Origin of the sequence: Streptomyces sp. NPDC014676 (assembly GCF_043084105.1) — a bacterium.
Lineage (GTDB): Bacteria > Actinomycetota > Actinomycetes > Streptomycetales > Streptomycetaceae > Streptomyces.
Genome location: NZ_JBIBZI010000038.1, coordinates 1 through 8,241 on the forward strand (window position 1 = coordinate 1; position 8,241 = coordinate 8,241).

Genomic DNA, 8,241 nt, shown 5'->3' on the forward strand with positions numbered 1-8,241 from the left:
GACACCATCACAGCCCACAACACCGGCTGCACCACATCCACCCGCTCCAACGAAGGAGCACCCTCCACACCCCGCACCACATCCAGCAACGACCAGTCGACATGGGGAGCGAGCGCGTCGGCGCAGGCGGACATCCGCCGGGCGAACACCGGTGAGGTGTCGAGGAGTTCGACGGCCATACCGGCCCACTGGGAACCCTGACCCGGGAAGACGAAGACGACGCCGCCGCCTTCGGTGGCGGTGCCGTCGACGAGGCCGGGGGCGGGCCGGCCGGCGGCGAGGGCGTCGAGGCCGGCGAGAAGGTCGTCGAGGCCGCTGCCCACCACGACCGAACGGTGCTCCATCGCCACACGGGTCGACACCAGCGAATGCGCCACGTCCAGCGCGCCCGCGCCACTGTCACGCACGGACGCCGCCAGCCGCGCCGCCTGCTCCCGCACCGCCTCACGCGACTTCGCCGACACCGCCCACGGCAGCCACACCGGGCCCTCCGCCCGGTCGTCGGCCTCGTCGGCCGGCTCCGGTTCCGGGGCCTGCTCCAGCACCAGGTGGGCGTTGGTGCCGCTGACGCCGAAGGAGGACACGGCGGCGCGGCGGGGCCGGCCGGTCTCCGGCCAGTCGGCGTGCTCGGTGAGCAGCTCGACGGCGCCGTCGGCCCAGTCGGCGTGCGGGGTGGGCGCGTCGATGTGGAGGCTCTTGGGCAGCGTGCCGTGCCGCATGGCCTGCACCATCTTGATGACGCCGCCGACACCGGAGGCGGCCTGGGTGTGGCCGATGTTCGACTTCAGCGAGCCGAGCAGCAGCGGCCGGTCGGCGGGACGGTCCTGGCCGTAGGTGGCCAGCAGCGCCTGCGCCTCGATCGGGTCGCCCAGGGTGGTGCCGGTGCCGTGCGCCTCGACCACGTCGACCTCGGCGGCGGACAGTCCGGCGTCGATGAGGGCCTGGCGGATCAGGCGCTGCTGCGAGGGCCCGTTGGGGGCGGTGAGGCCGTTGGAGGCACCGTCCTGGTTGATGGCGGAGCCGCGGATGACGGCGAGGACCCGGTGGCCGTTGCGGCGGGCGTCGGAGAGCCGCTCCAGCAGGACCATGCCGACGCCCTCGGACCAGGCGGTGCCGTCGGCGGCGGCGGCGAACGCCTTGCAGCGGCCGTCTGCGGCCAGGCCGCGCTGGCGGGCGAACTCGGTGAACATCTTCGGCGTCGACATGACGGTGGCGCCGCCGGCCAGGGCGAGGGAGCACTCCCCCTGGCGCAGGGAACGCACGGCCAGGTGGAGGGCGACCAGGGAGGAGGAGCAGGCGGTGTCGACGGTGACGGCGGGGCCTTCGAAGCCGTACGTGTAGGACAGGCGGCCGGAGGCGACGGCGACCGTGTTGCCGGTCAGGAGGTGTCCGGCGACCTCCTCCTGACGGCCGCGCGCGGCGCCGTCGTAGTCGCCGTGCCCGGTGCCGACGAAGACGCCGGTGGGGCTGCCGGTGAGGGAGTCCGGGAGGATCCCGGCGCGTTCCAGGGCCTCCCAGGAGGTCTCCAGGAGCAGGCGCTGCTGCGGGTCCATGGCGAGGGCCTCGCGCGGGGAGATCCCGAAGAACGCCGGGTCGAACTCGCCGGCCTCGTGCAGGAAGCCGCCCTCGCGGGCGTAGGTGGTGCCGTGGTGGGCGGGGTCGGGGTGGAACAGCCGGTCGAGGTCCCAGCCTCGGTTGGCGGGGAACGCGGAGATCGCGTCCACACCGTCCCGGGCCAGCTCCCACAGTTCCTCGGGCGAGCGGGCGCCACCGGGGTAGCGGCAGGCCATGGCGACGACGGCGACGGGCTCGCGGTCGCGGTTCTCGGCCTCGCTGAGCTGCTGCCGGGCCTCCTGGAGGTCGGCGATCGCCCGCTTGAGGTACGCGCGGAGCTTGTCCTCGTTCGACATCAGGTGCCCACCTCTCACTCGGATTCCGGAAAACGCGGAGAGCGGCGATGTCCGGATCCACGCCCCGACCCTGTCGGAAGAACCGGCGGTGCGCGGGGAGCGCCGGCCGGTGGTCTTCCGGTCCGGGTCGCAGGCCGACCCGGTCCGGTGGTCAGTCTGGCCGTCCCGGACTGCGGGTTTCCCTAAAGCCTCGGGGAAAGGCGGGGCCGGGCGCCGTGGTGGGTGCCACGTGCGCCCGGCCCGGGGAGGGGAACTGGTGAATTCCCTCGTGCTGGATCGGTTATGGGGCTGCCGCCCGATCGGTCATCTCCGTACTGCCGTCCGATCGGTCATCGGGCGGCGGCCGCCGGTGCCTCCAGTTCGGTCAGCCACTCCTGGATGAGGGCGGCGGCCTTGGCGGAGTCCTCGCGGATCACGGAGAGGTGGTCGGCGTCGACCGGCCGTACGGTGGCCGACGGAACCAGTGGTTCGTGCAGGGTGTCCGCGTCCGGTGCGGGGACGCCCTCGATGAGGGCGCGGGTGCACTTGATCTCGAGGACGGGCGCGGTGGTGGGGTGCACGTCTAGGGCGTTGAGCAGGACCATCCAGCGGCCCATCGCGGACAGCCGGGAGTTGGTGAGCCGTACGGGCGAGTCGTCGACGGCGGTGAAGTTGAACCGCATCATGCCCGAGAAGTCCACGCCCTCGTCGTTCTTGTGCTGGATGCTCAGGGTGTCGAGCAGGACGACGGCGGCGGGGCGGATGCCCCACGTGGTCTCCAGCACGCCGGCGGCGGCGTAGGCGAGGGAGCCGCCCGAGGAGTGGCCGACGAGGACGAAGGGCCGGCCGTCGGCGGCCTGCAGGGCGCTCTCGGCGATCACCCGGGCGGCGGCCTCCGGTCCGGCGGGCAGGGCCTCACCGGTGGCGAAGCCGACCAGCGGCAGTGCGGCCACGTCACGGCTGCCCCGGAAGTGCGCGGAGAGCTGGGCGTACTGGTGGACGCCGCCGTTGGCGGTGGGCGCGCTGACGCAGACCAGCCGCGAGGCGGCCGGGCCCTCGGCGAGCGTCACCGGCCAGGGCAGGTCCTCCAGTTCGGCGGTCGCCTCGAAGGTGGGCCGCAGTGCGGCGACGGTGGCCAGCATGCGCTGCGCCTCCCGGGTCTTGCCCTGGGCGAGGCCGTCGAGGAACAGCCGCTCCATCGAGTCGTTCTCGACCGGGCCGCCCGGCACGCCGCCGCCCCGGGGGACGGAACCGCCGCCCTGGGCGCCGAGTTCGGTGAGCAGCCAGGAGGTGAGGCCGTTCGGGGAGCCGCTGTCGTAGACGATGCCGGCGGGCAGTTGCAGGCCGGTGGCCTCACTGAGCCTGCGGCGCAGTTCGATGCCGATGAGGGAGTCGAAGCCGAGTTCCAGGAAGTCGCGTTCGGGATCGACCTCGGAGGTGTCGGGGTGGCCGAGGAGTGCCGCGGCGCAGGTGACGACCAGGTCGTGCAGGGCCTGTTCCTGTTCGGCGGCGCCGAGGGTGGCCAGCCGGTCGCGGAAGGAGGCCGGGTCGGTGGTGCGGACCGGCACCGTGGAGACGGTCGCGGCCGGGCGGGCCGTGCGTGCGGCGGGTGCGGCGGGCCGGTCGGCGGCGCCGGGACCGAGCAGCCGGGCGGCGGACGACGGACGCAGGGCCAGCGCCTCGACCGACAGGACGGGCCGGCCCGCGGGGTCGACGGCGGCGATGGACACGGTGTCCTCCCCGGCCTTGGCCAGGCGCGCCCGCAGCCGGGCGGCGCCGGAGGCGTGCAGGGACACCCCGGACCAGGAGAACGGCAGCAGGCCCTGGTCGGCGTCCTTCAGTTCGACGAACTCCACGGCGTGCAGTGCGGCGGTGAGCAGGGCCGGGTGCAGGGCGAACAGTTCGGCGTCGTCCGTGCGGCCGGGCAGCTCCAGTTCGGCGAAGACCTCCTCGCCGCGGGTCCAGGCGGCGCGCAGGCCCTGGAAGAGGGGACCGTACTCGGTGCGCTCGTAGAAGCCGGTCAGGTCGAGGGGGTCGGCGCCCTGCGGCGGCCACTGGGCGGCGTCGAACTCGACCTGCCGCTCGTCGGGGACGAGGACACCGGTGGCGTGCTGGGTCCACGGCTCGTCGGGGGCGTCGGCGGCCCGGGAGTGGATGCCGAGTTCCCGGCCTCCGGACCCGTCGGGGGCACCGACGCGCACCTGGACGGCGACGGCGCTCGCGGCGTCGAGCACGAGCGGGGTGGTCAGGGTGAGTTCCTGCACCCGGCCGCAGCCCACCTGGTCGCCGGCGCGCACGGCCAGTTCGAGGAAGCCGGTCGCCGGGAAGAGGACCATGCCGCCCATGGTGTGGTCGGTGAGCCAGGGGTGGGTGCGCAGGGACACCCTTCCGGTGAGCAGCACTCCGTTGGTGCCGGCCAGTGACACCGCCGCGCCGAGCAGGGGGTGTTCGGCGGGGGTGAGTCCGGCACCGGCCACGTCCCCGGCGAAGGCGAGGGGCCGCGGCCAGTAGGCGCGGTGCTGCCAGGGGTAGGTGGGAACGTCGGTGCGGCGGGCGCCGGTTCCCTCGAAGAAGGCGGTCCAGTCGACGCGGACGCCCGCGACGTGCAGTTCGGCCAGCCCGGTGAGCAGTGCGGTCTGTTCGTCGCGCCGGGCGCGCAGGGCGGGCGCCGCCACGGCGTCCGCCTCGTCCCCGAGGGTCTGCCGGGTCAGGGCGGTGAGGACGGCGCCGGGTCCCAGTTCCAGGAAGGCGTCCGCTCCGGCGTCGGCCAGGGCGCGTACGCCGTCGGCGTAGCGGACGGTGCCGCGGACGTGGCGCACCCAGTACTCGGGCGAGCACAGCAGCTCGGGGCCGGCGATCTCGCCGGTCACGTTGGAGACGACGGGAATGCGCGGCTCGGCGTACGTCAGCGTCTCCGCGACGGCGCGGAAGGCGTCGAGCATCGGCTCCATCAGCGGCGAGTGGAAGGCGTGACTGACCGACAGACGCTGCGTCTTGCGGCCCCGCGCGGTGAACTCCTCCGCCAGGGAGACGACTTCGGACTCGGAACCCGCGATCACCACCGCGTCCGGGCCGTTCACCGCTGCCAGAGTGATCCCCTCGGTCAGGTGGGGGGTGATCTCCTCCTCGGTGGCCTGTACGGCAACCATCGCGCCTCCGGAGGGGAGTTGCTGCATCAGCCGGGCACGCGCCGCGACCAGCGTGCAGGCGTCCTCCAGGGAGAGAACCCCCGCGACGTGCGCGGCCGTGATCTCGCCTACGGAGTGACCTGCCACGTAGTCGGGCCGCACCCCCCACGACTCGACCAGCCGGTACAGCGCCACCTCGACCGCGAACAGCGCGGGCTGGGTGTAGCCGGTGGTGTCGAGGAGTTCCGCCTCGGGCGTGCCCTCCTCCGCGAACAGCACCTCACGCAACGGACGCTCCGACTCCACGTCAAGACGCGCCAGTACGGCGTCCAGCGCCTCCGCGAACACCGGGAAGGCGGCGTACAGTTCACGCCCCATCCCGGCCCGCTGCGACCCCTGGCCCGAGAAGAGGACAGCGAGCGAGCGCTGCGCCGCGCGTCCGCGCGCCACCTCGGCCGGCGCCCCGCCCTCCGCGCCCGCGAGGAGCACCGCCCGGTGCTCGAACGCCGACCGCCCCGACGCCAGGGAGAAGCCCACGTCCAGGGCAGTGGCGTCGGTCAGTGCCGACACCCCTGCGAGCTGCGCCTCCAGGGCGCCCTTCGTCTTGCCGGCGACGGGCCACGGCACGACTGCCGGGTGGGTCGTCGGTGCGGCGGGCCGCTCCGGCTCCTCGGGTTCGGGGGCCTGCTCGACGACCAGGTGGGCGTTGGTGCCGCTGATGCCGAAGGAGGACACGGCGGCGCGGCGCGGCCGGCCGGTCTCCGGCCAGGGGGTGCGTTCGGTGAGGAGGCGGACGTTGCCCGCGGTCCAGTCGACGTGGGTGGAGGGCGCGTCCACGTGGAGGGTCTTGGGCAGGACGCCGTGGCGGATGGCCAGGACGGTCTTGATGACGCCGGCGACTCCGGCGGCGGCCTGGGAGTGGCCGATGTTGGACTTCACCGAGCCGAGCAGCAGCGGCCGGTCGGCGGGACGGTCCTGGCCGTAGGTGGCCAGCAGCGCCTGCGCCTCGATGGGGTCGCCGAGGGGCGTGCCGGTGCCGTGGGCCTCGACGGCGTCCACGTCGGCGGGTGAGAGTCCGGCGCCGGCGAGGGCCTGCCGGATGACGCGCTGCTGGGAGGGTCCGTTGGGCGCGGTGAGCCCGTTGGAGGCGCCGTCCTGGTTGACGGCGGAGCCGCGGACGACGGCGAGGACCTGGTGCCCGTTGCGGCGGGCGTCGGAGAGCCGCTCCAGGACGAGTACTCCGGCGCCCTCGGACCAGCCGGTGCCGTCCGCGGAGTCGGCGAACGCCTTGCAGCGGCCGCTGGTGGAGATGCCGCCCTGCCGGGTGAAGCCGGAGAAGCCCATGGGGGTGGACATGACGGTGACACCGCCCGCGAGGGCGAGGCCGCACTCGCCCTGGCGCAGGGACTGGGCGGCCAGGTGGATGGCGACCAGGGAGGAGGAGCAGGCGGTGTCCACGGTGACCGCCGGGCCGGCGAGGTCGAAGGCGTAGGCGACGCGGCCGGAGACGACGCTGGCGGTGAGGCCGGTGGTGGCGTGGCCCTCGGCGTCCTCGCGGGAGTTCATCACGACGCCGACGTAGTCGACGCCGGCGGTGCCGACGAACACGCCGGTGCGGGAGCCGCGCAGGGACACCGGGTCGAGGCCGGCGCGTTCCACGGCTTCCCAGGTGGTCTCCAGCAGGAGCCGCTGCTGCGGGTCCATGGCGACGGCCTCGCGCGGCGAGATGCCGAAGAAGCCGGCGTCGAAGGCGGCGGCGTCGACGAAGCCGCCTTCGGCGGCGGCGCTGCTGCCGGCCCCCTCGCCGCCCAGGGCGGCGAGGTCCCAGCCCCGGTCGGTGGGGAACGGGGCGATGCCGTCGCGGCCCTCGTCCAGCAGCCGCCAGAAGTCCTCCGGGGAGGCGACCTCGCCGGGCAGCCGGCAGGCCATGCCCACGATGGCGATCGGCTCGTGCCGGCTCGCCTCGGCCTCCTCCAGCCGCCGACGGGTCTTGTGCAGGTCGGCCGTGACCCACTTCAGGTAGTCGACGAGCTTTTTGTCATCGGGCATGACGGGAAACCCTTCCTGTGGTGAATCGGCTCGTCTCAGTGGTCGCCCATGCGGCCGAGCTCGTTGTCGATGAAGGCGAACACCTCGTCGGCGCTGGCCGATTCGAAGGCGTCGTCCACGGGGGTGCCGGTCTGCTCCGGTGCGCTGCCGCGCACCTTGTCCAGCATCTGGCCGAGCCGCAGGGCGAGTCCCGCGCGGGTGATCTCGTCGTGCTCGCCCGCCGCGAAGAGCGCTTCCAGGCGGTCGAGTTCGGCGAGCAGCGAGGGACCCTGCGGGCTCTCGTCGCCGGGGGCCAGTTCGGAGACGAAGTGTTCGGCGAGCGCCGTGGGGGTCGGGTAGTCGAAGACCAGGGTGGCCGGCAGGCGCAGCCCGGTCGCCGTGGAGAGGTGGTTGCGCAGTTCCAGGGCGGTCAGCGAGTCGAAGCCGAGCTCCCGGAACTCCTGGGTGACGTCGACGGCCTTCGGTGTGGCGTGGCCGAGGACCCGGGCGGCCTGTTCGCGGACCAGGTCGGTGACGTACCGGACGCGTTCGTCGGCGCGGAGTTCGCCGAGCCTGGCGCCGAGGGCGGCGGCCGCTCCGGCCGCGTCGGTGGCGGCGGCGGTGCGGCGGCTGCTCCTGACCATGCCGCGGAAGAGCGGCGGCAGGTCCTCGGGGGCGGCGCCGCGCATGGCGCCGGGGGCGAGGCCGACCAGGACCAGGAACGACTCGTCGGAGCCGCGTGCGATGTCGAAGAGGCCGAAACCCTGGTCGACGGAGAGCGGCGGGAGACCGCCGGACTGCATGCGGCGCATGTCGGTGTCGGAGAGGGTGCTGGTCATGCCGCCGTCGTGGGACCAGGGGCCCCAGGCGAGGGAGGTGCCGGCCAGGCCCTGGGAGCGGCGGTGCGCGGTCAGGGCGTCGAGGAAGGAGTTGGCGGCGGCGTAGTTGCCCTGGCCGGGGCTGCCCATGACACCGGCGATGGACGAGAACGGCAGGAACGCCGCCAGGTCCAGGTCGCGGGTGAGTTCGTGCAGGTGCCAGGCGGCGTCGACCTTGGGCCGCAGGACGGTGGCGAGCCGTTCGGGGGTGAGCGAGGCGACGACGCCGTCGTCGAGGACGCCGGCCGTGTGGACGACCGCGGTGAGCGGGTGTGCGGCGGGGACGCCGGCGAGGAGGGCGGCGGTGGCGTCGCGGTC

General features: G+C 74.1%; 3 protein-coding genes. All 3 read right to left on the reverse strand.

Annotation, left to right across the window (positions count from 1 at the left end; all coding sequences use genetic code 11):
• A partial coding sequence (locus ACF1DX_RS38785; RefSeq protein ID WP_391795846.1) for a type I polyketide synthase occupies window positions 1–1,910 on the reverse strand: 1,910 nt, incomplete at its 3' end.
• 329 nt (window positions 1,911–2,239) lie between these two features.
• On the reverse strand, window positions 2,240–7,066 hold the full coding sequence (locus ACF1DX_RS38790; RefSeq protein ID WP_391795847.1) for a beta-ketoacyl synthase N-terminal-like domain-containing protein: 4,827 nt from the start codon (window positions 7,064–7,066) through the stop codon (window positions 2,240–2,242).
• 35 nt (window positions 7,067–7,101) lie between these two features.
• Window positions 7,102–8,241, reverse strand: a 1,140-nt coding sequence (locus ACF1DX_RS38795; protein ID WP_391795848.1) for a KR domain-containing protein, incomplete at its 5' end; no start/stop codon positions are given.

Excerpts from the sequence above, each read along its gene's own strand:
- ACF1DX_RS38790 (WP_391795847.1), bottom strand. The coding sequence starts at position 7,066 with ATGCCCGATGACAAAAAGCTCGTCGACTACCTGAAGTGGGTCACGGCC.